Genomic DNA, 25,641 nt, shown 5'->3' with positions numbered 1-25,641 from the left:
CAGAGACAGAGAATTAAAACTGATGTTCTTCCGTCGAGCCGGTTAGCGCCGTCACCGACGATTTTCCGCCCTGAATAAGGGTGGTGACCTGATCGAAATAGCCGGTGCCGACTTCCTGTTGATGCGAAGCGAAGCTGTAACCGCGTTCACGGGCTGCGAATTCTGGCTGCTGCACTTTTTCCACGTAGTGTCGCATCCCTTCGCCTTGCGCATAGGCCTGGGCAAGGTCGAACATGTTGAACCACATGCTGTGAATGCCCGCCAGCGTGATGAACTGAAAGCGATACCCCATCTCGCTTAGCGCCTGCTGAAAGCTGGCGATGGTGCTGTCGTCGAGATTTTTTTTCCAGTTGAATGAGGGCGAACAGTTGTAGGCCAGCAGCTTGCCAGGAAACTGAGCGTGGATTGCCTCGGCAAAACGGGCTGCCATCGCCAGATCGGGCGTGGATGTTTCACACCACAGTACGTCGGCATAGGGTGCGTAAGCCAGGCCACGACTGATCGCCTGTTCAATACCAGCGTTGGTACGGAAGAATCCTTCGGCGGTACGATCGCCACGAATAAACGGACGGTCATATTCATCGCAATCGGACGTGATCAAATCTGCAGCGTCAGCGTCAGTGCGCGCCAGCAAGATCGTTGACACGCCCATCACATCTGCAGCTAAACGCGCCGCAACCAGTTTTTGCACGGCTTCCTGCGTGGGCACCAACACCTTGCCCCCCATGTGACCACACTTTTTCACCGCAGCCAGCTGATCTTCAAAATGCACCGCCGATGCCCCCGCGCTGATCATCGCTTTCATTAACTCAAAGGCATTCAGTACCCCGCCAAAACCCGCTTCTGCATCAGCGACAATCGGCAAGAAATAGTCGATGTAGCGGCTGTCGCCAGGCTCAATGCCGCTGGACCATTGAATCTGATCGGCGCGCTGAAAGGTTCGGTTGATACGTTCGATCACCTCGGGCACGGAGTTCACTGGATACAACGATTGATCCGGGTACATCTGCCCAGCGACGTTGGCGTCTGCCGCGACTTGCCAACCGGAAAGGTAAATGGCTTCAATGCCAGCTTTGGCCTGCTGCAAAGCCTGGCCGCCCGTTAACGCGCCAAGACTGTTGATATAGCCTTTCTTCGCCTCGCCATTAAGCAATGACCATAATTTCTCCGCGCCACGTTCCGCCAGCGTGCAGGCTGGATTAACGGAACCGCGCAGGTTAACGACATCTGCCGCGCTGTAAGGGCGAGTGATGCCTTTCCAGCGACTATTTTGCCAACCCTGTTCGAGTTGTTGAATTTGTTGGGTACGTATCATAGCAACGGCTCCTTCATTCATGGGATCAGGCGGTAGCCCGGCAGAGTGAGAAACGAAACCAATTTATCTTCTGTGGTGATTTGCACCATAAGCTGCGCAGCTTCACCATAGCAACCGGCGTTGAAACGCGCATCGCCCAGCGAGGTTTGTAGGTTAATGAGCTCTTCGGTAAGCCATTTCTGGAACAGCTCGGTGGTTACGCGTTGTCCATCGTTGAGCTTTTGCTGATGGCGTATCCATTGCCAGATTGAGGTACGTGAGATTTCAGCGGTGGCGGCATCTTCCATCAATCCTTCAATCGGGACGCAGCCGTTACCGCCAATCCACGCTTCGAGATAGTGCAGCGCAACGCGAATATTCGCACGCATTCCCGCTTCGGTACGCTCGCCTTCACAAGGTGCCAGTAATTGCTCGGCAACGATTGCGGCGTCATCATTTCGCATCACATCAAGCTGGTTCAGTCTGTTGCCCAACACGTCATCGAATACCGCTTTTGCCGTGTCTGCCAGTCCCGGATGCGCAATCCATGTGCCGTCATGCCCGTTGTTTGCTTCGCGCTGCTTATCTTCTTTTACCCGCTGTAACACCCATTCGTTACGCGCAGCCTCTTTACTCGGAATCAGCGCCGACATGCCGCCCATCGCGAACGCGCCACGACGATGGCAGGTTTTGATCAGCAAGCGGGAATAACAGTCCAGAAACGGCTGCGCCATGCTAATGGATTGACGATCGGGAAGAATACGATCGGGATGTTGACGCAACGTTTTGATGTAGCTGAAGATGTAATCCCAGCGACCGCAGTTCAGTCCCACAATGTGATCGCGCAGATTCCAGAGGATCTCATCCATCTGAAACACTGCTGGTAAGGTTTCGATTAAAACGGTGGCTTTAATTGTGCCGCGCGGTAGATCAAAACGATCCTCGGTAAAAGTGAAGATCTCACGCCACCAGCCGATCTCTTGTCCGCTCTCAGTTTTTGGCAAATAAAAATAGGGGCCGCTGCCCTTTGCCAGTAGCGCTTCGACGTTATGAAAAAAGTAGAGCGCGAAATCAAACAAGCCGCCGGATATTGGCTTTCCTTGCCACTGAACGTGCTTTTCTGACAGATGTAAGCCGCGCACCCGACACATCAACACTGCAGGATTGGCGCACAGCTGATAGATTTTGCCGTTATCGCCAGTAAAGCGCAGCGTTCCCTTCACGGCTTCACGTAGGGTTTGTTGTCCTTCGATCAGTTTGTGCCATTCAGGCGTGAGTGAATCCTCAAAATCTGCCATGAAAACATTAACGTTGGCATTCAGGGCGTTAATCACCATTTTGCGATCGGGCGGCCCGGTAATTTCCACCCGACGATCCCTCAAATCTTGTGGGATAGCTCGGATCCGCCACTCGCCTTCTCTTATGGAATCCGTTTCCATATCGAATCCTGGAAGTTCTCCCTCGTCGTAACGTTGCTGCCGCTGCTGACGTATCGCTAATAAAGCCTCACGTTGCGCAGTAAAACGTTCGACCAATGCATGCAAAAACGCAATCGCTTCTGGGGTAATAAGCTGCTGTTCGGCATGATTAAAGGGCTGAGTGAAATCTAAAGCACTACTGATAACCGAGTCTGTCATGGTGGCTTACTCCTGTTATTAGCGAGATCGACGTGGGTGGATCCGAATGTAGGGTAATTTTTAAGCTACAGGATCAAAGCATATGCATTTTAATTTTAAAATCAAAAACTATTTCCATTTTAATCTTATTAACGATTTATCTTATTGATAAATAATTAATTAAAACATGTTTAATAGAAGGAATGGTTTTCACTACTGAAATACAGACACAAAAAAACCGTGACAGCGAGTGGCTATCACGGTCTGATTTGATGAAGTCGGGAATTACTCTAAGGTTGGATTCATATGGCGCAGATCGTATGGTGTGATCTGGTAGACGTAATAGTTAAGCCAGTTAGAAAACAACAGATTACCGTGGCTGCGCCATGTCGCACGCGGCGGCAACTCAGGATTATCCTGAGGAAAATAATTGTGCGGAATAGCAGGGTTTAAGCCAGCCTCATAATCACGATGGTATTCACCCGATAATGTCAGCGCATCATATTCCGGGTGCCCGGTGACAAACGCCAGACGTTTATCTTTACTGGCCATCAGATACGCGCCGGTTTGTTCCGATTCAGCAAACAGCTCAAGATCGGTGTAATCAGTGATGAGTTGAGTGGGAAAATCGGCATAACGTGAATGCGGAGCCAGGAAATTATCGTCAAATCCTCGGGTCAGCAAGGCGTGTGGATGCAGGGTTTGATGCTCAAAGACGCCAGATAATTTGTGCTGACGCGTTTGCTTGGGAATACCGTACAGGATATTTAGCGCGGCCTGAACTGCCCAACAGACAAACAGCGTTGAGGTGACGTGTTCCTTAGCCCAATGCAATATGCGCTGAATCTGCGGCCAGTAAGCAACATCATTGAAATCAACCAGCCCCAGCGGCGCACCTGTAACGATTAAGCCATCATAGTTGTCATGCTTAATATCTTCGAAATTACAGTAGAAGTTATTGAGATGCTCTGTAGGCGTATTGCGAGATTCGCGGCTATCGATGCGTAACAGCTGAATATCGATCTGCAAGGGCGAGTAAGAAAGCAGGCGCAGAAACTGGTTTTCAGTCTCAATCTTTTTAGGCATGAGATTCAGTACCAGTACTTTAAGCGGGCGGATCTCCTGAATACTGGCGCGCGATGACGTCATCACAAAAACATTTTCATTGCGCAAAAAATTCGCAGCCGGTAATTCGTCGGGAACCCTGATTGGCATAGCCTGCTTACCTCTTATAACCGTATAAACGTTTAGACATCCAGATGCCCAACCTTAGCCTGGTGACTCTGTAATGTCGAGACTTCATGCGAATGATGAAAATGTTTCAACTTAGATCGGCAAACATCTCGACAAAGGGCAAAATCACTGACGCATCGCTGCTGGCATGACGATAGAGTAACCAGGTTCGGCTTTTAAGTGCTGTACCAGCCACTTGCAAAGGTTGGCACCAAAGCCGATCTGAAAGCGGCTGATAGCTTGAAACAATGGCATATCCTAATCCACGCTCAACCATCGCCAGGCACACTTCCAATTTATCGACTTGCATCGCTATGCGCGGTGCTAGCGTGAAATTGGCATTCCACCATCGCTCAATCAGATGCGTAATATGCCCGCCATGGTTGATACGAATTTGTGGTAACTGCGGTAGCAGCTTTAAATCGAGTGGCTGCTGACTAACCAGCCAATAATCATCAATGTCGACCAGTCGTTTGCCATCGCGCCAGTGGTAATCATCTTTAACCAGCGCAACATGGATCTCCTCACGTTGCAGCTTTTGGTACATCTCCTCACTTAATCCGCTAACCAAATTTACCCGGATGCCACTGTGCTGCTGGCTAAAGCGCGCCAATATTTCTGGCAGACAATAGGCGGCATAATTGCTGGTTACGCCAATACGTAATTCACCCTGTCGCGGCAGATTCAAACTCTGTAGGGTTTGTCGCAATTGCTGTGACTCGTTAAGCATTTTCTCAGCATGTTGTGCCAGATAGCGCCCTTGAGCACTGAAAACTATTTGACGTCCACTCTCTTCGAATAATAAAACGCCTAGCTTGCGTTCAATCTGTTTCAGCCGATAACTTAGTGCGGGTTGCGACGTAAACAGTTGTTCTGCTGCGCGGGTAATGTTGTGGTATTGCCACACCGTATAAATAATCTGCCAATCTTTTTCGTTCACCGTCACGCTCCTGATAATGCCACTTCCATAAAATAATTTTTGCTTTAAAGCCGCAAGCAATAAAAAAGCTCAATTGGGAATTAATGTTCAACGGGTTTATATCTGAGTAATACATTTTAATTCAATGCATTACTCGCACCTTTATGGTGAGAGAAAAGCCTTAGGTGCACCATGAAAGAGCAGAAGAATAAAATTATTTATGCTGTTGAGCAGTTACGAGACGCTATGACAGCACTGTCCCGCGATATACATAGCCATCCTGAGTTGAGCTTCAATGAGCATCGTTCCTCTGCTGCGTTGCAGCAGCCGCTTCGTGACGCTGGATTTATTCTTACCCAGCCGCTAGCAGAACTGGAAACCGCCTTTATTGCCCGTTATGACAGCGGCAAACCCGGGCCACGTATAGCGTTACTGGCAGAATATGATGCGCTGCCTGAATTAGGGCATGCCTGTGGACATAACTTGATTGGTACCGCCTCGGTAACAGCGGCTTTAGCGTTAGTGCAGAGTGGCGCGCTGAATTCAGGTTGTCTGGAAGTCATTGGCACGCCTGCAGAAGAGGAAGGCGGCGGAAAAATCATTATGGCCGAGCAAGGGATCTTTACCGATGTCGATGCTGTGATGATGTTTCATCCCAGAGAGAAAAACATGGTGACGCGCGGCGCGTTAGCTTGTGTTGATGCGGTATTCAAATTTTACGGCAAAGCAGCCCATGCTGCTTCCGCTCCCCATCTTGGTATCAGCGCGCTTGACGCCGTGATCCAGACGTTTGTGGGTATCAATGGATTACGGCAGTTTTTTACAGATGATGTGCGCGTACACGGCATTATTACGCACGGTGGTGATGCCACAAATATTGTACCGGCCTATGCGGAAGCCAAATTTCTGATGCGTGCAGCAACAGTAACTGGCTTGCAAACGGTGCGACATAAAGTGTTCGCTGCGGTTGAAGCCGCGGCCGCAATGAGTGGCGCGCGTGTTGAGATTGAAGAAGGGCTAACTTATGCAGAGCGCAATAATAATCTGGCGCTAGCCGATCTGTTCCAGCACAACCTTTTGCAACTGGGTCTAACAACAGAAGCGCCACCGGAACGCGGTGGCGTTGGCTCCTCTGATATCGGTAATGTCAGCCAACTTACCGCAGCTATTCACCCTTATTTACGTATCGGCGACGTGGTGCCACATACCCCAGAATTCGCCATAGCGGCGGCTTCTGATGCAGGTATCGACGCCATGCTTAATGCAGCAAAAGCGTTAGCAATGACTGCGTTTGATCTGCAAAACCCTGAACACTTTCAATCTGTACGTCAGGAATTTTGTGCCTGGCAAGCGGCTAATTCTGTTGGAGATTCAAAATGAAATCAGCATTAACGTTACTGGCTACATTGGCCTTGGGGATGGCAGGCACAAGTTATGCCGCCGGAGAGACATTACGTGTAGGTGCAGATTTGAGTTACCCACCTTTTCAGTATCGTGATCAAAACGGTACGCCAACCGGCTTTGAAATCGATATCACTAACGCGGTTTGCAAAGCAGTACAGGTCAAATGTGATTATGTCGTCAGCAGTTTCGACGCTGAGATTCCCTCATTGATGGCCAAAAAAGTCGATTTCATCTCCCCGTTAGGCGCAACAGCAAAACGGCGTAAATCCATTGATTTCAGCGATTTTATCTACCATATCCCTACAAAGTTAGTTGTGCATAAAGGGAGCAACTTACAACCTGACGTCGCGTCTTTGCTCGGCAAACGTATTGCAGTGCAGCAGGGTTCTATACAGGAAATGTATGCCAATAAATATTGGGCTCCTAAGGGTGTTGATATCGTGATGTATCCTGACCAGGACGTTATTTATCAAGATCTGGCTTCTGGCCGATTGGATGGCGCACTGAGCCCTGGCGTGGCGGTGACTTACGGCTTCCTGAATAAACCGGAAGGAAAAGATTTTGCTTTAACCGGCCCAGAAGTACGTGACGATCTGCTGTTCAGCATTGGTTCTGCCTATGGCGTGCGTAAAGACGATACAAAAACGCAGAAGTTGCTGAACGAAGGTCTGGCTAAAATCATGGCTGACGGTACTTGGGAAAAAGTGAAACAACACTATTTTGGCGATTTAGAAATGAAAGTTACTCGTGCAGAAAGTACCCATGCTGCCAAATGATTTGCAGCAGGCAATGCAAGCGCTGTTGCAATCGTTTCAGCATTTGCATCGCCTTTCGGGAAGCGCGGATGCTGAACGCAGCGTTGACTGGCTTTGCGCGCAACTGAGGACACATCAAATTCCTTTTAAGCGCGAGCGTTGTCGGCTCTGGCTTAGTGATCCTTTGGAAGGTTCGTTGATAGTGCAAGGCAGCGTGCCTTTAACAATCCCAGCAAAAACGCGCTCATTTTCAGCGCATTGCCCCGAAGGTATTGAGGCTGAGTTGTATTATGATCAACGCTCGCTGGTTTTTGTGCCTGAATCTGAATATGAAAGTTGGGCCAACGCAGTTCGCGGAAAACTCGTAGTGGCTGATCAAGGTTATGAAGATTATGTTCAGCGTCTTATGCAGGCGGGTGCGGCTGGATTAATTCATATTTGGGGTTCGGTGGAGCCAGCCTTGCATGAGGAAACGGTGAGCCCGATTTGGGGTACACCTGTACCCGATGACGTGCTGCGCTATCCAACTTTGCCCGTAATAAGTATCAATCATCAGGAGGGTAAAACCCTTTTGCAGCATATGCTGCATTCACCGTTACAAGCATGCATTTTTACCCGGTTACATGAGCATGTCGCGGAGTGTTCGTTACCGATAGTGGAATTGACGGGGGAAAGCGAAGAGTTTGTCCTGCTCTCTTCTCACTACGATTCCTGGCATGAAGGCGTGACCGATAATGCAACGGGGAATGCACTTTGTCTGGCGATGGCGCTACATTTTGCTCATAACAGCGGACCGTTAAAACGAGGATTACGCATCGCGTTTTGGCCTGGTCACTCAAATGCGCGTTATGGTGGCTCAACATGGTATGCCGATAACTATCGTGCCGAACTTATGCAGCATTGCGTGGCACATATCAACGTTGACTCACCAGGCTGCGTGGGAGGTAGTGAAGTTGTCGTCAATGCCAGCGGTGCAGAATCCACGTTCTGGTTGAATCAAGCGATAACATCGGTAACGGGAACCACTGCATCACGCATCACACCTATGGGCAAAGGCGGTGATCAGTCCTTTTGGGGATTAGGAATTCCATTGCATTTTGCATTGCGAGAAGAGCCGGCCTTACGCACTTCTCTTTCTCCGGGAAGCGGTGGCGGTTGGTGGTGGCATACTGAGGAAGATACGCTTGATAAAGTCGATGAGGCGCATTTATGGCGCGATGTACAAATTCATCAACGCTGGCTAGAGACATTACTGTTATCTGACACACTTCCTGTTGATCCAACAAGTTATGTCTGTGCATTACGCGGTGCCTTGGCTCAGCTGCAGATCGAACTCGATCCGATGTTTTCTGTTAAGCCTATCGATCAAATGCTGCAAGCATTGGAAAAAGCATTATTGCTTGAACATCAACCTACTGATTTAAAAAGAGTAATTGGAATTTTGCATCGTGTGAGATATCGCGCGAGTGATGACTATCACCCTGATTTGAGTTATCACGGAGGTGCTTTTCCCGGCTTGCAAATACTCCGTGGCCATAGATCAGAGCAGTGTAGTGAGCGCTTCTGGCTGATGCTTGAAACTCAATTTATACGGCAGCGTGATCGTGCATGTGAGTTATTTGCAGCGAGTTTAGACATTCTAAAAAGATAATGTGGGATTACTGGCGGGCTTTATTAGCTTGGTTTTAATAAAATTTAGACGTAAAAAAGCCCTTTGCGGATGCAAAGGGCTTTTTTACTTATTTGATGCCTGGCAGTTCCCTACTCTCGCATGGGGAGGCCCCACACTACCATCGGCGCTACGGCGTTTCACTTCTGAGTTCGGCATGGGGTCAGGTGGGACCACCGCGCTACAGCCGCCAGGCAAATTCTGTTGTCCCGCGCCGCCTTCGCCGCGCAGGGTTATCCGTCGAACAAGCTGAAATTTCTCTGTCTCTCAACCAAAACGCCTCTGGCGTTGTAAGGTTAAGCCTCACGGGTCATTAGTACCGGTTAGCTCAACGCATCGCTGCGCTTACACACCCGGCCTATCAACGTCGTAGTCTTCAACGTCCCTTCAGGACCCTCAAGGGGTCAGGGAAAACTCATCTCGGGGCAAGTTTCGTGCTTAGATGCTTTCAGCACTTATCTTTTCCGCACTTAGCTACCGGGCAGTGCCACTGGCGTGACAACCCGAACACCAGCGGTGCGTTCACTCCGGTCCTCTCGTACTAGGAGCAACCCCCCTCAGTTTTCCAGCGCCCACGGCAGATAGGGACCGAACTGTCTCACGACGTTCTAAACCCAGCTCGCGTACCACTTTAAACGGCGAACAGCCGTACCCTTGGGACCTACTTCAGCCCCAGGATGTGATGAGCCGACATCGAGGTGCCAAACACCGCCGTCGATATGAACTCTTGGGCGGTATCAGCCTGTTATCCCCGGAGTACCTTTTATCCGTTGAGCGATGGCCCTTCCATTCAGAACCACCGGATCACTATGACCTGCTTTCGCACCTGCTCGAGCCGTCACTCTCGCAGTCAAGCCAGCTTATGCCATTGCACTAACCTCACGATGTCCGACCGTGATTAGCTGACCTTCGTGCTCCTCCGTTACTCTTTAGGAGGAGACCGCCCCAGTCAAACTACCCACCAGACACTGTCCGCAGCCCGGATTACGGGCCTACGTTAGAACATCAAGCATTAAAGGGTGGTATTTCAAGGTTGGCTCCACGCGGACTGGCGTCCGCGCTTCAAAGCCTCCCACCTATCCTACACATCAAGGCTCAAGGTTCAGTGTCAAGCTGTAGTAAAGGTTCACGGGGTCTTTCCGTCTTGCCGCGGGTACACTGCATCTTCACAGCGAGTTCAATTTCACTGAGTCTCGGGTGGAGACAGCCTGGCCATCATTACGCCATTCGTGCAGGTCGGAACTTACCCGACAAGGAATTTCGCTACCTTAGGACCGTTATAGTTACGGCCGCCGTTTACCGGGGCTTCGATCAAGAGCTTCTCCTTGCGGATAACCCCATCAATTAACCTTCCGGCACCGGGCAGGCGTCACACCGTATACGTCCACTTTCGTGTTTGCACAGTGCTGTGTTTTTAATAAACAGTTGCAGCCAGCTGGTATCTTCGACTGGCTTCAGCTCCGGGAGCAAGTCCCTTCACCTACGCGCCAGCGTGCCTTCTCCCGAAGTTACGGCACCATTTTGCCTAGTTCCTTCACCCGAGTTCTCTCAAGCGCCTTGGTATTCTCTACCTGACCACCTGTGTCGGTTTGGGGTACGATTTTGTGTTACCTGATGCTTAGAGGCTTTTCCTGGAAGCAGGGTATCAGTTACTTCAGCACCGTAGTGCCTCGTCGTCACGCCTCAGCCTTGAGGCCGTCCGGATTTACCTGGACTGCCAGCCTACACGCTTAAACCGGGACAACCGTCGCCCGGCTAACCTAACCTTCTCCGTCCCCCCTTCGCAGTAACACCAAGTACAGGAATATTAACCTGTTTCCCATCGACTACGCCTTTCGGCCTCGCCTTAGGGGTCGACTCACCCTGCTCCGATTAACGTTGAACAGGAACCCTTGGTCTTCCGGCGAGCGGGCTTTTCACCCGCTTTATCGTTACTTATGTCAGCATTCGCACTTCTGATACCTCCAGCAGACCTCACAGTCCACCTTCGACGGCTTACAGAACGCTCCCCTACCCAACAGCGCTTACGCGCCGCTGCCGCAGCTTCGGTGCATGGTTTAGCCCCGTTACATCTTCCGCGCAGGCCGACTCGACCAGTGAGCTATTACGCTTTCTTTAAATGATGGCTGCTTCTAAGCCAACATCCTGGCTGTCTGTGCCTTCCCACATCGTTTCCCACTTAACCATGACTTTGGGACCTTAGCTGGCGGTCTGGGTTGTTTCCCTCTTCACGACGGACGTTAGCACCCGCCGTGTGTCTCCCGTGATAACATTCTCCGGTATTCGTAGTTTGCATCGGGTTGGTAAGCCGGGATGGCCCCCTAGCCGAAACAGTGCTCTACCCCCGGAGATGAGTTCACGAGGCGCTACCTAAATAGCTTTCGGGGAGAACCAGCTATCTCCCGGTTTGATTGGCCTTTCACCCCCAGCCACAAGTCATCCGCTAATTTTTCAACATTAGTCGGTTCGGTCCTCCAGTTAGTGTTACCCAACCTTCAACCTGCCCATGGCTAGATCACCGGGTTTCGGGTCTATACCCTGCAACTTAACGCCCAGTTAAGACTCGGTTTCCCTGCGGCTCCCCTATACGGTTAACCTTGCTACAGAATATAAGTCGCTGACCCATTATACAAAAGGTACGCAGTCACCCCATAAAAGAGGCTCCCACTGCTTGTACGTACACGGTTTCAGGTTCTGTTTCACTCCCCTCGCCGGGGTTCTTTTCGCCTTTCCCTCACGGTACTGGTTCACTATCGGTCAGTCAGGAGTATTTAGCCTTGGAGGATGGTCCCCCCATATTCAGACAGGATACCACGTGTCCCGCCTTACTCATCGAGCTCACAGCTTGTGCACTTTTGTGTACGGGACTATCACCCTGTACCGTCGGACTTTCCAGACCGTTCCACTAATGCACAAGCTGATTCAGGCTCTGGGCTGCTCCCCGTTCGCTCGCCGCTACTGGGGGAATCTCGGTTGATTTCTTTTCCTCTGGGTACTTAGATGTTTCAGTTCCCCAGGTTCGCCTCGCAACACTATGTATTCATGTTGCGATGATGCACTGAGTGCACCGGGTTTCCCCATTCGGACATCGACGGCTGTAGCGGTTCATATCACCTTACCGTCGCTTTACGCAGATTAGCACGTCCTTCATCGCCTCTGACTGCCAGGGCATCCACCGTGTACGCTTAGTCGCTTAACCTCACAACCCACAGGCGTTTTGCAACGCTGCGTGCTGTAAGCATTTGAGAGACTCGAACGCGTCGCCTGTGCACCCCTTATTACGGAGGGATGCGGCGCGCGTCGTTTCAATTTTCAGCTTGTTCCGGATTGTTAAAGAGCAGTAAAACTTCGCAATGCACTCGAAAATGCATTCTGAAGTTTTGTTTGGGTATCAACGGGGGAGTTGATGGTGGAGCTAAGCGGGATCGAACCGCTGACCTCCTGCGTGCAAGGCAGGCGCTCTCCCAGCTGAGCTATAGCCCCAAAAGTCTGGTAAAACCCGTCGACCAGTGATCCTGACGAACAGGATTTGGTAGGCCTGAGTGGACTTGAACCACCGACCTCACCCTTATCAGGGGTGCGCTCTAACCACCTGAGCTACAAGCCTGCCGGGGTTTTACTGCTTCTTTACTTTTCTATCAGACAATCTGTGTGAGCACTTCGCGGGAGGTATCTTCAGGTAAGGAGGTGATCCAACCGCAGGTTCCCCTACGGTTACCTTGTTACGACTTCACCCCAGTCATGAATCACAAAGTGGTAAGCGCCCTCCCGAAGGTTAAGCTACCTACTTCTTTTGCAACCCACTCCCATGGTGTGACGGGCGGTGTGTACAAGGCCCGGGAACGTATTCACCGTGGCATTCTGATCCACGATTACTAGCGATTCCGACTTCACGGAGTCGAGTTGCAGACTCCGATCCGGACTACGACGCACTTTGTGAGGTCCGCTTGCTCTCGCGAGGTCGCTTCTCTTTGTATGCGCCATTGTAGCACGTGTGTAGCCCTACTCGTAAGGGCCATGATGACTTGACGTCATCCCCACCTTCCTCCGGTTTATCACCGGCAGTCTCCTTTGAGTTCCCGACCGAATCGCTGGCAACAAAGGATAAGGGTTGCGCTCGTTGCGGGACTTAACCCAACATTTCACAACACGAGCTGACGACAGCCATGCAGCACCTGTCTCAGAGTTCCCGAAGGCACCAAAGCATCTCTGCTAAGTTCTCTGGATGTCAAGAGTAGGTAAGGTTCTTCGCGTTGCATCGAATTAAACCACATGCTCCACCGCTTGTGCGGGCCCCCGTCAATTCATTTGAGTTTTAACCTTGCGGCCGTACTCCCCAGGCGGTCGACTTAACGCGTTAGCTCCGGAAGCCACGCCTCAAGGGCACAACCTCCAAGTCGACATCGTTTACGGCGTGGACTACCAGGGTATCTAATCCTGTTTGCTCCCCACGCTTTCGCACCTGAGCGTCAGTCTTCGTCCAGGGGGCCGCCTTCGCCACCGGTATTCCTCCAGATCTCTACGCATTTCACCGCTACACCTGGAATTCTACCCCCCTCTACGAGACTCAAGCCTGCCAGTTTCAAATGCAGTTCCCGGGTTGAGCCCGGGGATTTCACATCTGACTTAACAGACCGCCTGCGTGCGCTTTACGCCCAGTAATTCCGATTAACGCTTGCACCCTCCGTATTACCGCGGCTGCTGGCACGGAGTTAGCCGGTGCTTCTTCTGCGGGTAACGTCAATCGACGCGGTTATTAACCGCATCGCCTTCCTCCCCGCTGAAAGTACTTTACAACCCGAAGGCCTTCTTCATACACGCGGCATGGCTGCATCAGGCTTGCGCCCATTGTGCAATATTCCCCACTGCTGCCTCCCGTAGGAGTCTGGACCGTGTCTCAGTTCCAGTGTGGCTGGTCATCCTCTCAGACCAGCTAGGGATCGTCGCCTAGGTGGGCCATTACCCCGCCTACTAGCTAATCCCATCTGGGCACATCCGATGGTGTGAGGCCCGAAGGTCCCCCACTTTGGTCTTGCGACGTTATGCGGTATTAGCTACCGTTTCCAGTAGTTATCCCCCTCCATCGGGCAGTTTCCCAGACATTACTCACCCGTCCGCCACTCGTCACCCAGAGAGCAAGCTCTCCTGTGCTACCGTCCGACTTGCATGTGTTAGGCCTGCCGCCAGCGTTCAATCTGAGCCATGATCAAACTCTTCAATTTAAGTTTGATTTGCTTAAACAAGTTAAGCGGTGCTCATCTGTAAAACGTCATAATGAATTTCATTATGTGTTCACTCGTGAGGCTTGATATTTTTTACGTCCGGAGACGCTGATATCCATCCTGCGAGTGCCCACACAGATTGTCTGATAAATTGTTAAAGAGCAGTGCGAACAGCGGCTTAGCCGGTCTGTCGCGAGGGGCGTATAATACGCTTTCCCTCCTCAGAGTCAACCTCTTTTTCAGAAGCTTTTCTCCGTCGACTCAGTCTCCTGAATCTCTCAACCCGTCAGCCCGTTGCCGGTGTGCCGTGTTGATGGATGCGCATTATAGGGAGTTGTTCGGCATCCGCAACCGTTAAATTCAACAAAAACAACCGTTCGCTGCATTCCACAGCAAAACCCCGCCTTATACGCAGTTACACACAAAGTTATCCACATTATTCGGCGTGATAAATTTAGGCGAGCATCACGCAAACGTTTTCGCTACAATGCCGCCGACGTAACGGACGCCCCTTTTCGGGGCGTTACCTGAAGTTTTCGTGCTTTCTTTTCTTTATATATAGAGAGAAGAGCACGCTAAGCTTGATGTAACGCTCTTATTTACGCGAAACAAAGCCAAGGGATAAAACCACCATGCAACAACGTCGTCCTGTACGCCGCGCTCTTCTCAGTGTTTCTGATAAAGCCGGTATCCTCGAATTTGCTCAGGCACTCTCTCAACGCGGTGTTGAACTGCTTTCTACAGGTGGCACAGCTCGCCTACTCGCTGACGCGGGGCTATCTGTCACAGAAGTGTCTGACTACACCGGTTTCCCGGAAATGATGGATGGACGCGTCAAAACGCTGCACCCGAAAGTACATGGCGGTATTTTGGGTCGTCGCGGTCAGGACGATGACATCATGGCGCAGCACGCTATCAGCCCAATCGACATGGTGGTCGTTAACCTCTATCCCTTCGCTCAAACTGTCGCGCGTGAAGGTTGCTCTCTTGAAGACGCCGTAGAAAACATTGATATCGGCGGCCCGACAATGGTGCGCTCTGCGGCTAAAAACCATAAAGATGTGGCGATTGTAGTGAAGAGCAGTGACTACGAGGCGATCATTGCCGAGCTGGATGCCAACGAAAACTCTCTGAAGCTAGAAACCCGCTTTGATCTTGCGATCAAAGCTTTCGAGCATACCGCTGCCTACGACAGCATGATTGCCAACTACTTCGGTAGCCTGGTTCCTGCTTATCATGGCGGAAGCAATGAGCCTGCGGGACGCTTCCCACGTACTTTGAATCTTAACTTTATCAAGAAGCAGGATATGCGTTATGGCGAAAACAGCCATCAGGACGCTGCCTTCTATATAGAGGAGAATGTGCAGGAAGCTTCTGTCGCCACTGCGCAGCAGGTTCAGGGCAAAGCACTTTCTTACAACAACATTGCTGATACTGATGCTGCGTTAGAGTGCGTCAAAGAATTCAGCGAACCTGCCTGCGTTATCGTCAAGCATGCAAACCCTTGCGGTGTGGCCGTCGGCGAATCCATTCTCGCTGCTTATGAGCGCGCCTACAAAACCGATCCTACTTCTGCTTTCGGCGGCATCATTGCCTTTAACCGTGAGTTAGATGAAGCCACCGCCCAGGCAATCATCAGTCGCCAGTTCGTTGAAGTGATCATTGCTCCTTCCGCAAGCGAAGCCGCATTGAAGATAACGGCCAGCAAGCAAAACGTGCGTGTTTTAGTTTGCGGACAGTGGCAAGAACGGACAAAAGGCTTGGATTTCAAACGTGTCAATGGCGGTTTGTTGGTGCAGGACCGCGATTTAGGTATGGTCGAAGCCAGTCAGCTTCGCGTAGTCAGCAAACGCCAGCCAACTGAGCAAGAATTGCGTGATGCACTGTTCTGCTGGAAAGTGGCGAAATTTGTTAAATCGAATGCGATTGTCTATGCACGCGACAATATGACCATCGGTATTGGTGCCGGTCAAATGAGCCGCGTTTACTCCGCCAAGATTGCAGGTATCAAAGCGAGCGATGAAGGATTGGACGTTAAAGGGTCTGCAATGGCATCGGATGCTTTCTTCCCCTTCCGTGACGGTATTGATGCTGCTGCCGCAGTTGGCATTAGCTGTGTGATTCAGCCAGGCGGTTCCATTCGTGATGATGAAGTGATTGCTGCTGCCGATGAACACGGTATCGCCATGATCTTCACTGAAATGCGTCACTTCCGTCACTAATCGTTTGGAGAGTTAGAAATGAAAATTTTAGTCATCGGAAATGGCGGACGTGAACATGCGCTGGCATGGAAAGCAGCTCAATCGCCATTGGCTGAAACCGTTTTCGTTGCCCCAGGCAATGCGGGCACTGCATTAGAACCTGCGCTGCAAAACATCGCCATCAATCCAACGGATATCGCTGCTTTGCTGGAATTCGCTCAACGCGAAAAGATTGACCTGACGATTGTCGGTCCAGAAGCTCCGTTGGTGATTGGCGTCGTTGATGCTTTTCGCGCCGCAGGCCTGAAAATTTTTGGCCCAACGCAAGCCGCAGCCCAACTGGAAGGTTCAAAAGCCTTCACGAAAGACTTCTTGGCACGCCATAAAATTCCTTCAGCGGAATACCAGAACTTTACGGAAGTCGAACCTGCGCTGGCCTATTTGCGCGAGAAAGGCGCACCGATCGTAATTAAAGCGGACGGCCTTGCTGCGGGAAAAGGCGTTATTGTTGCGATGACGCAGCAAGAAGCTGAAGACGCCGTTAACGATATGCTGGGAGGTAATGCATTTGGCGATGCTGGACACCGCATCGTTATTGAAGAGTTTCTTGAGGGTGAAGAAGCCAGCTTTATCGTGATGGTCGATGGCGAGAACGTGTTGCCTATGGCCACCAGCCAGGATCACAAACGTGTCGGTGATGGCGATACCGGACCGAACACTGGCGGCATGGGCGCATATTCACCTGCTCCTGTCGTCACTGATGAAATCCACCAGCGTGTGATGGATCAAGTCATTTGGCCTACCGTGCGCGGCATGGCTTCAGAAGGCAACGTTTATACCGGCTTTCTGTACGCAGGCTTAATGATCGATCAATCAGGTCAGCCGAAAGTGATCGAATTTAACTGCCGCTTTGGCGATCCAGAAACTCAACCGATCATGCTGCGTCTGCAATCGGATCTGGTTGATCTTTGCCTGGCAGCCTGTGAAGGCAAACTGGATCAAAAAGATTCGAAGTGGGATCCGCGTCCTTCATTGGGCGTGGTTTTGGCAGCGGGTGGCTATCCGGGTAACTACAACAATGGCGATCAGATTCATGGTCTGCCGCTTGAAGAAGTTGCTGACGGCAAAGTCTTCCATGCTGGCACACGTCTTGAAGACGATTTGGTACTGACTAATGGTGGCCGCGTGCTGTGTGTTACGGCGTTAGGCGATGATGTAGCTGCTGCACAGAAGCGTGCGTATGAGCTAACCAAGCCTATTTCATGGCAAGGCAGCTTCTGTCGTCACGATATTGGTTATCGCGCCATTAACCGCAAGTAAGCAAAAGGGGCACGCAGTGCCCCTTTTCACCTCTTCAAAAATCCGCTTCTTTAGGTTGCTCTGCGCAATCATCCTGCGAACTGACTCGCAACAACTGAACACCTTCCGGTGCTTCCAGCCATGAAACCATCAACGGCGCATGCGCGCTACGCTGCTGCTGCGCTAAAGTCTGTAACGCCAGTGCATCAAATGAAGGCGTCACACGCTGCCCTTCACAAGTTTGAATGACGTTGCCGCCTTGCCAATGGCCTTGCTTGAGAAACACGCGGCCACTTAACAGTGCATCACTCACTTTATGCATGCGCTGAGCGTCAAACTTATAGAGTTCGACTGAATCTGAGCTAACAGCTTCACGTCGTCCGGCAAGCTGCCGCTGCATAAAGTTGAGGCTGCCTTCCTGGTCAAAACGCAGCGTGACATCATCTGGCGTATCGCCGTTGATTTTTCGCTGCACGCTAATGAGCGAATCTTCAAGCCAGATATAATCCGTGGTTTCAACCGCATCGCCATTAAAAGGAGTAAAGATCGTACGTAAATGCGTTGCCTGATGGTCGCTATTCTTGCGCCACATACGCACGGCACCGCGATCGGCAAGATAACCACTGGCAGAAAAAGCAGGAATATCAGGGGTCGAACTGCACCCAATAAGTAACAAGGAGAGAATCAGGGTAGGAAAACGCCGGAACAGCGGAGTCATGATGTTTAACCCCTTAAACAAAAGGGGCGAAAACGCCCCCTGTTTTAAAGCTTGACCGCAGTGCGACGTCTTACTTAACGGCGTCTTTCAGCGCTTTACCAGACACGAATGCCGGTACGTTTGCTGCAGCGATTTTGATCTCATTGCCAGTCTGCGGGTTGCGACCGGTACGCTCAGCGCGGTGGTTCACTTTAAAAGTACCAAAACCAACCAGTTGTACAGCATCACCATCTTTCAGAGACTCAGTGATCGCAGCCAGAGTTGATTCCAGCGCTGCCTTTGCCTGGGTTTTAGACAGGTCAGCTTTTTCTGCGATTACATCAATCAGTTGAGTCTTGTTCATAAGTTATCCTTAAAGTGTATTTATCGCTTGCTAAGCAACGAGTGCGAGGGAAAAGCCACAATCTGGCACTCTCCAGCCAGCACGCACCGATAGCCACAATTTTCAGCCCCCCAAATGTAGACCAGACAGGGGGCCGATGTGAAGCCTCCAGGCGCGCTAATTCGGGCCTGAAGTCACGTTTTCTCGCCTTACTGCTGAAATTTTATACCGATGTTACTGATTCCCGCTTCACGCAGGTCCGATCGGAGTCCTTTGATTAATTCAAGGTCACGCTCTTCACAGTCCGCGAGCAGGCGAAAAATCTCCCATTGCAGGTCCCATTCATCGATTATTGCTGGGTTTTCACGCAGCTCTTCATCGGTCATTTCACGACCTGCCTGAGTCATTTCCAGCATCGCTATCGTGGTGATTGAGCTTTCGCTGACTTCAATGGCATGTTCCAGCGTCTCACCACTTAACTGTGCATGGAGCACTTCGCTTAATGCCACACAGGCATCGATAGCCGGATAAACGCCGTAAACCTCAAAAGCTTCGCCATCAGGAATAGCAGCTTCCAGCTTCTCAAGTTGGCTATCAAAATTAATCTTTGCATCTTTGACCGTCAGGTTTTCCCAAATCAAATCGAGAATACGACGGTAAAGCGCCGGATCGGCAAACTGCGTCTGCTCGCAAAAAGCCCAGTAATTGGGATACATGCGTTCGCACAGGCAAGCCATAAAGGTCAGGTGTTGCCAGCTTTCCAGCTTTGCCAGACGCAGATGAACGGGATTTTGTAACATGAAGGTGGCTCTTATTCGTTTAGCTGGCGGCAGTGTATCGTAAAAATGCCGCGTAAACAGCGTTAAAGCGTGTTTTGCCAACGCTGAAAGGCGGTACGATTTGAAGCGACAGCATCCGCCCAGCGCGTAGGCTCAGGCAAACGATAGCCGCGCGTACAGTTTTCAACCCAATGCAGCGCACTGTCCAGGCTAACACGATGCCCGGTCGCAATGAACAAGGGGTTACAACGCTGTTTGCTACGCCATACCCAACCGATTTGCTCGCCTTTGTCGATCAGCGGCTGGCGGCTTCCCGGTTGTGGGTCAACGTCTTGATAACGACCACATAAGCGACGCTTAGCGACGCCAATCGTAGGAACATCCACCAGCAAGCCAAAGTGTGATGCAACACCCAGCCGACGAGGATGCGAAATACCGTGACCATCAACAAATAACAGATCGGGTTTTTGCTCAAGCATCTGCCATGCCGCCATTAACGCGGGATACTCACGGAAAGAGAGAAAGCCGGGAATATACGGCATGGTGGTTTCGATACGCGCAATGCGATGTTCCACCAGCTTCAGAGAAGGATACTCAAGGATGACCAGAGCGGCACGCGTGATAGTACCCTCTTGCTCAAAGCCAACGTCTGCGCCGCCGATAAAGCGTGGCGGCAACACGTCAAAATCATCCTCACGCACCACGTCTGCGGCGCGTTGAAGCTGCTCGGCACGTAGTGCGGCAATATCCATATTTACTCCTGGTGCCATGGACGAGATAAGCGATGCACGGCTTCAACAAACGTGCCCGCGTGTTCAGGTGGGACATCCTGATGAATGCCGTGACCCAGGTTGAATACGTGACCATCACCTTTGCCAAAGCTTTCCAGAATTCCCGCGACTTCCTGCTCAATACGTGCAGGTGGTGCATAAAGCATGGAAGGATCCATGTTGCCTTGCAAGGCGACTTTGTCACCTACGCGACGGCGAGCGTCACCGATATCAGTTGTCCAGTCTAGGCCGAGCGCATCACAACCCGTTTCCGCCATCGCTTCCAGCCATTGCCCGCCACCTTTGGTGAACAGCGTAATCGGCACGCGGCGCCCTTCATTTTCATGCAAAACGCTATCGACAATTTTATGCATGTAATAAAGCGAGAACTCGCGATAATCTCGACCCGTCAACACCCCACCCCAAGTATCGAACACCATTACCGACTGCGCACCGGCACGTATTTGTGCATTCAAGTACAAAATGACGCTGTCTGCCAGCTTGTTCAGCATCGCATGCAGCGTTGTGGGATCGGCGTACATCATCTTTTTTATCTTAGTAAAGGCTTTGCTGCTGCCGCCTTCGACCATATATGTTGCCAACGTCCACGGACTGCCTGAGAAACCAATCAGCGGCACTTCGCCTTTTAAATTCTTACGAATAGTGCGCACAGCGTTCATAACATAACCCAGTTCCTGTTCAGGATCGGGGATCGGCAGGCGCTCAACATCGGCTCGACAGGTAATTGGGTTTGAAAAGCGCGGGCCTTCACCGGTTTCGAAGTAAAGTCCAAGCCCCATCGCATCGGGAATCGTTAAGATATCGCTGAAGAGGATCGCCGCATCCAGTTCATAACGACGCAGCGGCTGTAGCGTAACTTCGCAAGCCAGCTCGGCGTTTTTACACAGCGACATAAAATCGCCGGCTTCGGCGCGGGTCGCTTTGTATTCCGGTAAATAACGCCCGGCTTGTCGCATCATCCAGACCGGCGTGACATCAACCGGCTGACGTAACAGGGCGCGCAGATAACGATCATTCTTCAGTTCAGTCATTTTAAGGCTCTCTCAATTTCAAGCGCGTAGTGTAGCACTTTCCTTATGCTCCGGCGCGGCAGATGGCGACGGTATCTTCTATCAAGCGGCGCGCCACGGTGCCTGGCGGCGGTAGCATTGGCAGCGCGTCATAGCGGAACCAACCTGCATCCAGCAACTCTTTGCCGTCATGTTGCAGATCCCCGCTCTCATACTCAGCCATAAACGCCACCATCAATGATTGTGGAAAAGGCCAGGGTTGTGACGTCACGTAACGCACATTTTTAACCCGCACATTGCTCTCTTCCATCACTTCACGCGCCACAGCTTGCTCCAGCGTTTCGCCCACCTCGACGAATCCCGCCAGCACGGTATAAATGTTATTACGTTGTCGCGCATGATTCGCCAGCAGGATTTCATCACCCCGACGAATCGCAACAATGATACAAGGCGCGATCTGCGGGTAATAACGCTCACGACAATGACTACACAAACAGGCAAATTCATGTTTGCTGCGGTTCATTTCGTGACCGCAATAGCCGCACCAGCGATGGGATCGATAAAACTCTGCCAGTTGAACACCGCGCCCAGCGAGTTGAAACAGGCCAACTTCTTCATCGATTAATTGACGTACCGAGAACATGCTTTCAGATCGCGCTTCGCAAATGAGCCACACTTTTTCACCCAGCCACTCGCCGATGACCTGACCTTTAGTGCCAGTCAGACCGAATTTTTCTGCAGGTCCATGCGGTAATTCACCTTGTGGCAGCCAAAGTTTTTGCTCATGGCTGACAACCCACCATCCAGCGTCTACGCTTGTGATCTCGAATTGCATTTTTTTCGTCATCCTTAGCGTCAAATGGCACGCTGAAGTCCTGATGTTAAGTGTGTAGATAAACAACTATAACTCACATGGAGTTAGATATGCTTAACCAGTTAGACGTCCTGGCCGAGCGCGTAGGTGGCAGCAACGAACTGGTGGATTCGTGGCTTGAAGCCCGTCGCCAACTCTTAGTCGCCTATTACCATTTGGTAGGATTGAAACCCAATAAAGAAGCTTTAACGACGCTGGATGAACAGGCGTTGGATAATTTTTGTCACGGCTTGGTGGATTACCTTTCTGCCGGACACTTCAATATTTACGAGCGCATTATTAGTGAAATGAGTGGCGACAGTCCGATGATTGCTGCTGCGCAGATCTATCCGCCGCTTGAAGCCAATACGGAACGTTTGATGCAGCTGTATGATGGTCATTTGCAACAGGCAATTGACGATGATAACTGCGTGACTTTCCAGAAAGCGCTTTCTGAAGTCGGCGAAGTTTTAGAAACCCGCTTCACGCTGGAAGATAAATTGATTCAGCTGGCGTGGGATCAACAGCTGGCGCGCCCGCCGGTCGCCAATGACAGCCAGATGGCTCGTCCCGCTTAACGTTAATCACATGTAAAAGTCTTGTGATTACCTAAAAGCCCTTTTATGCTGAACGGGTTTTGATGACGCCAGTCTGATAAACCCGTTTTTAATTTCTTGTCGGAGTGCCTTCGGGCTGAGACCGTTTATTCGGGATCCGCGGAACCTGACCAGGTTAGAACCTGCGTAGGGAACAAGAGTAAATCTTCTTAGTACGCTGGCACTATTTTTGTCCATCGTATCGCTTACTCCTTCCGAACTCCGGACAAGCAACGTTCCCCCTTAACTGGAAAATTGCTATGTCTACTTCGAAAACCAATCGTCGCGAACAACGTGCCCAGGCGCAGGAATTTATCGATTCCCTGCAAGGCGGCAGTGCATTCCCCCACTCTAAACGCATTTGGATTACCGGTAGCCGTGCTGACATTCGCGTGCCAATGCGTGAAATTCAACTCAGCGCCACCCAAATTGGCGGTACCAAGGACGAACCTCGCTTCGAAGAGAATGAAGCCGTGCCGGTGTATGACACGGCAGGCGCTTATGGTGATCCAGACGCGCAGATTGATGTGCATCGCGGTCTTGAAAAACTGCGTGCTGGCTGGATTAACGATCGCGATGACAGCGAAAATCTCACGCAAATTAGCTCGACTTACACGCAGCAGCGTTTGGCCGATGACGGTCTTGATCATTTGCGTTTCGAGCATTTACCTCAACCGCGACGTGCCAAGTCCGGTCGCCGGGTGACACAATTGCACTACGCGCGTCAGGGCATCATCACGCCAGAAATGGAGTACATCGCACTGCGTGAAAATATGGGCCGCGAGCGTATACGTGGTGAAGTGCTGCTGCAACAGCATCCGGGATACAGTTTCGGTGCTAATTTACCGGAAAATATTACGCCGGAGTTTGTGCGCCAGGAAGTCGCCGAGGGTCGCGCCATTATTCCCGCCAATATTAATCACCCCGAATCGGAGCCGATGATTATTGGTCGCAACTTTTTGGTGAAGGTGAACGCCAATATCGGGAACTCGGCAGTAACCTCCTCTATTGAAGAAGAAGTGGAAAAATTAGTGTGGTCAACGCGTTGGGGTGCTGACACGGTAATGGATCTCTCCACCGGCCGTTATATACACGAAACACGTGAGTGGATTTTGCGTAACAGCCCGGTTCCGATTGGTACCGTACCGATTTATCAGGCGCTGGAAAAAGTGAATGGCGTGGCAGAGGATCTTAACTGGGAAATATTCCGCGATACGCTGTTAGAACAGGCTGAGCAAGGTGTCGACTACTTTACGATTCATGCTGGCGTGCTGCTGCGTTACGTGCCGATGACGGCAAAACGCCTGACCGGCATTGTCTCGCGTGGCGGTTCGATTATGGCCAAATGGTGCCTGTCACATCACAAAGAGAGCTTTCTCTATCAGCATTTTCGGGAGATTTGTGAAATTTGCGCCGCATACGATGTCTCGCTTTCGTTGGGAGATGGCTTACGCCCAGGTTCTATTCAGGATGCCAACGATGAAGCGCAGTTTGCCGAGCTGCATACGTTGGGTGAATTGACGAAGATTGCCTGGGAATATGACGTACAGGTAATGATTGAAGGCCCTGGCCACGTTCCGATGCAGATGATACGCCGCAACATGACCGAACAGCTTGAACATTGCCATGAAGCCCCTTTTTATACGCTCGGCCCACTAACAACTGACATCGCACCGGGTTACGATCACTTCACTTCCGGTATTGGCGCAGCCATGATTGGCTGGTTTGGCTGTGCGATGCTGTGTTACGTCACGCCAAAAGAGCATCTTGGCCTGCCGAATAAAGAAGATGTAAAGCAAGGCTTAATCACTTACAAAATTGCTGCTCACGCCGCCGATCTCGCCAAAGGGCATCCTGGCGCGCAAATTCGCGATAACGCCATGTCCAAAGCGCGTTTCGAATTCCGTTGGGAAGATCAGTTTAATCTGGCGTTAGATCCCCATACCGCGCACGCCTATCACGATGAAACGCTACCGCAAGAATCGGGCAAGGTGGCGCATTTTTGCTCAATGTGTGGCCCGAAATTTTGCTCAATGAAAATCACGCAGGAAGTGCGTGAATATGCCGCACAACAAGAAGCCGCAGCGCAGCCGATTGAAATGGGTATGGCGCAGATGTCTGAAAATTTTCGCAGTCGTGGAGGTGAGCTTTATCACCCAGCGGATACGACTCTGGAGGAAAAATTATGAATGCATTTCCCACCACTTCACCACGTTTAGGGCTTTATCCGGTGGTTGATAACGTTGAGTGGATTGAACGCCTGTTGAAAGCAGGCGTGCGTACTCTTCAACTACGAATCAAAGATCAGCCTGATGAGGCAGTCGAACCCGCTATTGTTCAGGCGATCACGTTGGGTAAGCAGTATCGTGCACGCCTGTTTATTAATGATTACTGGCGATTAGCCATCAAGCACAACGCGTATGGTGTGCATCTTGGTCAGGAGGATTTGGATGTCGCGAATTTGGCGCTGATCAATCAGGCTGGATTACGGCTGGGTATTTCCACGCATGATGATGCTGAACTGGATCGTGCGCTGGCATTGCGCCCTTCCTACATTGCACTTGGACATATTTTTCCAACACAAACCAAAGAGATGCCTTCTGCGCCGCAAGGGCTGACTGAACTGAAGCGCCATCTGGCACGTTTGCAAGATATCCCCACCGTGGCGATTGGCGGTATCAGTATTGCGCGAGCGCCAGAAGTATTGGCAACCGGTGTGGGTAGCATTGCTGTGGTTAGTGCAATTACACAAGCAGCGGATTGGCGTGAAGCAACGCGAACCTTACTGGCATTGGCCGAACCGGAAGCGGTTATTTAATCGCATTCTGTAATCTGCTACGCATTAACGTTATTACTTCTGCAAACGAACAGGTAAAGTTGGAAAGCCGCGCGCAGTGACGAAGTTAGTCACTGGCGCGTTTTTTGTTACTTGGTAGAGTTGTTCTCGCCAGACAACGTTG

General features: G+C 51.0%; 18 protein-coding genes, 2 tRNA genes, 3 rRNA genes and 1 riboswitch. Of the genes, 8 read left to right on the top strand and 15 right to left on the bottom strand.

All coding sequences use genetic code 11. The features are described from left to right. Nucleotides 1-13: 13 nt before the first annotated feature. From aceA to ACF2G4_RS15730, 4 genes are all read right to left on the bottom strand, one after another. Nucleotides 14-1,315 carry an isocitrate lyase gene (gene aceA / locus ACF2G4_RS15745; protein ID WP_409075120.1) on the bottom strand — a complete coding sequence of 434 codons (1,302 nt, stop codon included), beginning with the start codon at nt 1,313-1,315 and terminating at the stop codon, nt 14-16. 17 nt (nt 1,316-1,332) lie between these two features. Then, complete coding sequence (aceB, locus tag ACF2G4_RS15740) at nt 1,333-2,931, bottom strand: malate synthase A (RefSeq protein ID WP_409075119.1); 1,599 nt, start codon at nt 2,929-2,931, stop codon at nt 1,333-1,335. Nucleotides 2,932-3,195: 264 nt separating this feature from the next. Next, entirely contained in the window at nt 3,196-4,125 is a 930-nt protein-coding gene (metA, locus tag ACF2G4_RS15735; protein ID WP_215847928.1) for a homoserine O-succinyltransferase, read from the bottom strand. 106 nt (nt 4,126-4,231) lie between these two features. Next, the gene (locus ACF2G4_RS15730; protein WP_332626483.1) at nt 4,232-5,083 is read right to left on the bottom strand and encodes a LysR family transcriptional regulator; all 852 of its coding nucleotides are present in this window, start codon (nt 5,081-5,083) and stop codon (nt 4,232-4,234) included. A gap of 225 nt (nt 5,084-5,308) precedes the next feature. Here ACF2G4_RS15730 and ACF2G4_RS15725 point away from each other — a divergent pair, with 225 nt between their 5' ends. The 3 genes from ACF2G4_RS15725 to ACF2G4_RS15715 are packed head-to-tail and all read left to right on the top strand — an operon-like array spanning nt 5,309 to nt 8,872. Then, a complete protein-coding gene (locus ACF2G4_RS15725; protein WP_409075118.1) occupies nt 5,309-6,442 on the top strand; it encodes a M20 family metallopeptidase in 1,134 nt (377 codons plus the stop codon). Continuing rightward, nucleotides 6,439-7,242, top strand: coding sequence for a transporter substrate-binding domain-containing protein (locus ACF2G4_RS15720; protein ID WP_243078812.1), 804 nt, complete (start codon nt 6,439-6,441; stop codon nt 7,240-7,242). The genes ACF2G4_RS15725 and ACF2G4_RS15720 overlap by 4 nt, the downstream gene beginning before the upstream one ends. Continuing rightward, nucleotides 7,229-8,872, top strand: a complete 1,644-nt coding sequence (locus ACF2G4_RS15715; protein WP_409075117.1) for a M28 family peptidase — start codon at nt 7,229-7,231, stop codon at nt 8,870-8,872. The genes ACF2G4_RS15720 and ACF2G4_RS15715 overlap by 14 nt, the downstream gene beginning before the upstream one ends. Before the next feature lie 97 nt (nt 8,873-8,969). Here the strand turns inward: ACF2G4_RS15715 and rrf are convergent. The 5 genes from rrf to ACF2G4_RS15690 form a co-directional block, all read right to left on the bottom strand. Next, a 5S ribosomal RNA gene (gene rrf / locus ACF2G4_RS15710) occupies nt 8,970-9,085 on the bottom strand. Between the two features lie 97 nt (nt 9,086-9,182). Next, nucleotides 9,183-12,089: ribosomal RNA gene (locus tag ACF2G4_RS15705) — 23S ribosomal RNA — on the bottom strand. Nucleotides 12,090-12,297: 208 nt separating this feature from the next. Then, nucleotides 12,298-12,373 (bottom strand) — tRNA-Ala (locus ACF2G4_RS15700). Between the two features lie 47 nt (nt 12,374-12,420). Further along, nucleotides 12,421-12,497, bottom strand: a tRNA-Ile gene (locus ACF2G4_RS15695). 73 nt (nt 12,498-12,570) lie between these two features. Next, a 16S ribosomal RNA gene (locus tag ACF2G4_RS15690) occupies nt 12,571-14,112 on the bottom strand. The 16S, 23S and 5S rRNA genes sit together here with 2 tRNA genes alongside, the layout of an rRNA operon. 632 nt (nt 14,113-14,744) lie before the next feature. Here ACF2G4_RS15690 and purH point away from each other — a divergent pair. Next, the gene (gene purH / locus ACF2G4_RS15685; RefSeq protein ID WP_243080114.1) at nt 14,745-16,334 is read left to right on the top strand and encodes a bifunctional phosphoribosylaminoimidazolecarboxamide formyltransferase/IMP cyclohydrolase; all 1,590 of its coding nucleotides are present in this window, start codon (nt 14,745-14,747) and stop codon (nt 16,332-16,334) included. Between the two features lie 18 nt (nt 16,335-16,352). Beyond that, on the top strand, nt 16,353-17,633 hold the full coding sequence (gene purD / locus ACF2G4_RS15680) for a phosphoribosylamine--glycine ligase (RefSeq protein ID WP_409075116.1): 1,281 nt from the start codon (nt 16,353-16,355) through the stop codon (nt 17,631-17,633). A 34-nt stretch (nt 17,634-17,667) separates the two neighbouring features. On the opposite strand, the gene ACF2G4_RS15675 is transcribed toward purD, so the two are convergent. The 6 genes from ACF2G4_RS15675 to nudC form a co-directional block, all read right to left on the bottom strand. Beyond that, complete coding sequence (locus ACF2G4_RS15675) at nt 17,668-18,330, bottom strand: DUF1481 domain-containing protein (RefSeq protein WP_243080116.1); 663 nt, start codon at nt 18,328-18,330, stop codon at nt 17,668-17,670. 70 nt (nt 18,331-18,400) lie between these two features. Continuing rightward, nucleotides 18,401-18,673 carry a nucleoid-associated protein HU-alpha gene (gene hupA, locus ACF2G4_RS15670; protein WP_215847934.1) on the bottom strand — a complete coding sequence of 91 codons (273 nt, stop codon included), beginning with the start codon at nt 18,671-18,673 and terminating at the stop codon, nt 18,401-18,403. Between the two features lie 188 nt (nt 18,674-18,861). Further along, complete coding sequence (locus tag ACF2G4_RS15665; RefSeq protein ID WP_215847935.1) at nt 18,862-19,452, bottom strand: YjaG family protein; 591 nt, start codon at nt 19,450-19,452, stop codon at nt 18,862-18,864. A 62-nt stretch (nt 19,453-19,514) separates the two neighbouring features. Then, a complete protein-coding gene (gene nfi, locus ACF2G4_RS15660; protein WP_215847936.1) occupies nt 19,515-20,183 on the bottom strand; it encodes a deoxyribonuclease V in 669 nt (222 codons plus the stop codon). Nucleotides 20,184-20,185: 2 nt separating this feature from the next. Next, nucleotides 20,186-21,253, bottom strand: a complete 1,068-nt coding sequence (gene hemE, locus ACF2G4_RS15655; RefSeq protein ID WP_215847937.1) for a uroporphyrinogen decarboxylase — start codon at nt 21,251-21,253, stop codon at nt 20,186-20,188. Nucleotides 21,254-21,296: 43 nt separating this feature from the next. Beyond that, a complete protein-coding gene (gene nudC / locus ACF2G4_RS15650) occupies nt 21,297-22,067 on the bottom strand; it encodes an NAD(+) diphosphatase (RefSeq protein WP_215847938.1) in 771 nt (256 codons plus the stop codon). A gap of 89 nt (nt 22,068-22,156) precedes the next feature. Between nudC and rsd the strand changes: the two genes are divergently transcribed. From rsd to thiE, 3 genes are all read left to right on the top strand, one after another. Beyond that, nucleotides 22,157-22,663: a sigma D regulator gene (gene rsd / locus ACF2G4_RS15645; RefSeq protein ID WP_215847939.1), complete on the top strand. Its 507-nt coding sequence runs from the start codon at nt 22,157-22,159 to the stop codon at nt 22,661-22,663. 90 nt (nt 22,664-22,753) lie between these two features. After that, a riboswitch (TPP riboswitch) is annotated at nt 22,754-22,852 on the top strand. Nucleotides 22,853-22,941: 89 nt separating this feature from the next. Next, nucleotides 22,942-24,870 carry a phosphomethylpyrimidine synthase ThiC gene (gene thiC, locus ACF2G4_RS15640; protein ID WP_409075115.1) on the top strand — a complete coding sequence of 643 codons (1,929 nt, stop codon included), beginning with the start codon at nt 22,942-22,944 and terminating at the stop codon, nt 24,868-24,870. Beyond that, on the top strand, nt 24,867-25,499 hold the full coding sequence (gene thiE / locus ACF2G4_RS15635; protein ID WP_409075114.1) for a thiamine phosphate synthase: 633 nt from the start codon (nt 24,867-24,869) through the stop codon (nt 25,497-25,499). The genes thiC and thiE overlap by 4 nt, the downstream gene beginning before the upstream one ends. Nucleotides 25,500-25,641 lie beyond the last annotated feature (142 nt).

Source organism: Pantoea phytostimulans (genome assembly GCF_046118715.1).
Lineage (GTDB): Bacteria > Pseudomonadota > Gammaproteobacteria > Enterobacterales > Enterobacteriaceae > Pantoea > Pantoea phytostimulans.
Note: the sequence above shows the minus strand (reverse complement) of the source record. Positions and strands in the feature narration are given on the sequence as shown.